Origin of the sequence: uncultured Amaricoccus sp. (genome assembly GCF_937858865.1) — a bacterium.
Taxonomy (GTDB): domain Bacteria; phylum Pseudomonadota; class Alphaproteobacteria; order Rhodobacterales; family Rhodobacteraceae; genus Amaricoccus.
In genome coordinates, this window is record NZ_CALLYO010000540.1 from 1 (window position 1) to 2383 (window position 2383).

A 2383-nucleotide genomic window follows, 5' to 3' on the forward strand; every position below is an offset into this window, starting at 1 on the left:
AGGCGGCCCGCGACGTCGGGCAGGCGATGGCGCGCAACCCGGTCGCGCTCATCATCCCCTGCCACCGCGTGCTCGCCGCCGGCGGCCGGATCGGCGGCTTCTCCGCCCCCGGCGGCGCCGCCGCCAAGGCGCGCATGCTCGAGCTCGAGGGCGTCGTTCTCGGCTCCACCGCCCAGCCGTCCTTCGTTTTCTGAGTCCCGCGACTGCCGCCCGGCGCCGCCGGCCTCGCGGCCGTCGCCGCCGGTTGGCGGAAGCGCCGCGCCGGCCGCTCGCGTGGGGGCGCCGTCATGGCCGCGGCGCGCGTCTCCGCCGCTGGGCGTGGCAGCGTCCCCTGCGCGGCGACGGCGCCGCCGGGGTGCGGCCGGGATCAGGCGGCCCCGCCGCCCTCGGCTGCGAAGGCGAGCGGCGCGGCGGCGTAGCCGAGCGTGTGGCAGACGTCGAAGGTCAGGTCCGGGTTGTTAAGGGTGTAGAGGTGGAGATGCTCCACCCCCTCGCCGATCAGCCCGTCGATCTGCTCGCAGGCGATGGCGACCGAGAGGGTATGGGCCTCCTCGGGCGTCTCGGCCCGCTCGAAGGCGCGGTGCATCCACTCGGGCACCGAGGCCTTGCAGCGGCCGGCGAAGTTCACCATCCGGGAGAAATTCTCGACCGGCAGCAGGCCGGGGTGGATCGGCGCGGTGATCCCCGCCCGCGCGCAGGCGTCGCGGAAGCGCAGGAAGGTCTCGTTCTCGAAGAAGAACTGCGTCAGCGCCATGCTCGCGCCGGCGTCGAGCTTGCGCTTGAGGTTCTCGATGTCGGCGGCGGCGCTGGCCGCCTCGGGGTGCACCTCGGGATAGGCGCCGACCGCGATCTCGAAGTCGCCGACCTCGCGCAGCCCGGCCACCAGCTCGGCGGCGCTGGCGAAGCCGTCCGGGTGCGGCACGAAGCGCGTCTCGCCCTTGGGCGGGTCGCCGCGCAGCGCGACGATTCGCCGGACGCCGAGCCGGGCATAGCCGCGCGCCACCTCGAGCGTCTCCGCGCGGCTGGCGCCGACGCAGGTGAGATGGCCCGCGACATTCAGCCGCGCCCGGCCGATGATGGTCTGGATCGCGGCGTTGGTGCGGTCGCGCGTGGTGCCGCCGGCGCCGTAGGTGACCGAGACGAACCGCGGCGCGAGCGGCGCCAGGCGCTCGACCGAGCGCCACAGCCTGAGACTGCCTTCCGGCGTGTGGGGAGGGAAGAATTCGAACGACAGGCTCGGGAGAGCCTTCCCAGTCGTAGCCATGTGTGCACCGGTCCATAACCGACAATGAAGTTTGCAGCTGCGAGAATACCGCTGGAAACGCCGTCCGGCAACGTCTAACTGAATCGCTCGGTTGACGCGGGCGGACCCCGCGTCGCGTGTCGAGTGAGGTCCATGCCCGAGGTCACCATCGTCTACTGGCGCGACATCCCGGCCCAGGTCATCGTCGGCTCCGGCCGCCGCGCCGCCAAGATGCCGCTCCCCGAGCGGTTCGAGCTCGCCATCGACCGCTGCGCCATGCGCGCCGGCGCCCGCGACAGCGACGCCTATCTCGGCGAATGGCGCAAGGGCGAGCCCTACCTTGTCGAGGGCGAAGCGGCGGATGTCGCTTCCGGCGAAGCGGCGCGGCTCGAAGCGGAGTTTAGTCAGGACGCGATCAAGGCCCTGATCGCGAACGACGGCTGGGCCACCCCGCGTTCCTGACCTCGACCCGGAGAGCCCGATGGCGAAAATCCTCGACTTCGTCCGCCGCGCCGCCGCGCCCGCGCCGACGCCCGCAGCCGCGGCGGGGACGCTGGTCGAGGACTTCTCGATCGAGGTGATGCCGCGCACCGCGGCCAAGGTCGCCGACTTCCGCGACCTCCTGCCGGCCGGCACCCGGGTCTATGTCGCCCATATCGACGGCACGCCGATGGCCGAGATGGTCGCGACCGCCCGCCGCCTCGTCGACGAGGGGTTCCGCGTCATGCCGCACGTGCCGGCGCGCGGCGTCCTCTCGGCGGCCGAGCTCGACGCGCGCCTGGCCGCCTATGCCGACGCGGGCGTGATCGAGGCGCTGGTGCTCGCCGGCGGCATCTCCCGCCCGCAGGGGCCCTTCGCCGATTCGCTCGCGCTGCTGCGGACCGGGCGGTTCGAGGCGCGCGGCTTCACCCGGCTGCACGTCGCCGGCCACCCGGAGGGCAACCGCGACATCGACCCCGCCGGCGGCGAGAGCGTCGCCATGGCGGCGCTGCGCGCCAAGGCCGACTTCGCCCGCGAGACCGACGCCGAGATGGCCGTCGTCACCCAGTTCGCCTTCGAGGCCGCCCCGGTCATCGCCTGGGCCGACCGGCTCGCCGCTGCCGGCATCGACCTCCCCCTCCACATCGGCGTCGCCGGCCC

General features: G+C 73.7%; 4 protein-coding genes. 3 read left to right on the plus strand and 1 reads right to left on the minus strand.

Going from position 1 to position 2383, the window contains the following annotated elements; all coding sequences use genetic code 11:
- On the plus strand, positions 1 to 194 hold a 194-nt coding region (locus Q0112_RS15885; protein WP_297976952.1), incomplete at its 5' end, for a methylated-DNA--[protein]-cysteine S-methyltransferase.
- A 173-nt stretch (positions 195 to 367) separates the two neighbouring features.
- On the opposite strand, the gene metF is transcribed toward Q0112_RS15885, so the two are convergent.
- Complete coding sequence (gene metF, locus Q0112_RS15890) at positions 368 to 1264, minus strand: methylenetetrahydrofolate reductase [NAD(P)H] (protein ID WP_297976953.1); 897 nt, start codon at positions 1262 to 1264, stop codon at positions 368 to 370.
- A 132-nt stretch (positions 1265 to 1396) separates the two neighbouring features.
- On the opposite strand from metF, the gene Q0112_RS15895 reads away from it, so the two are divergent.
- Complete coding sequence (locus Q0112_RS15895; RefSeq protein WP_297976955.1) at positions 1397 to 1705, plus strand: virulence factor; 309 nt, start codon at positions 1397 to 1399, stop codon at positions 1703 to 1705.
- Positions 1706 to 1724: 19 nt separating this feature from the next.
- Positions 1725 to 2383, plus strand: a 659-nt coding sequence (locus tag Q0112_RS15900) for a methylenetetrahydrofolate reductase (RefSeq protein ID WP_297976957.1), incomplete at its 3' end; no start/stop codon positions are given.

Coding starts and splice junctions, on each gene's coding strand:
- metF (WP_297976953.1), bottom strand. CDS start 1,264: ATGGCTACGACTGGGAAGGCTCTCCCGAGCCTGTCGTTCGAATTCTTC.
- Q0112_RS15895 (WP_297976955.1), top strand. CDS start 1,397: ATGCCCGAGGTCACCATCGTCTACTGGCGCGACATCCCGGCCCAGGTC.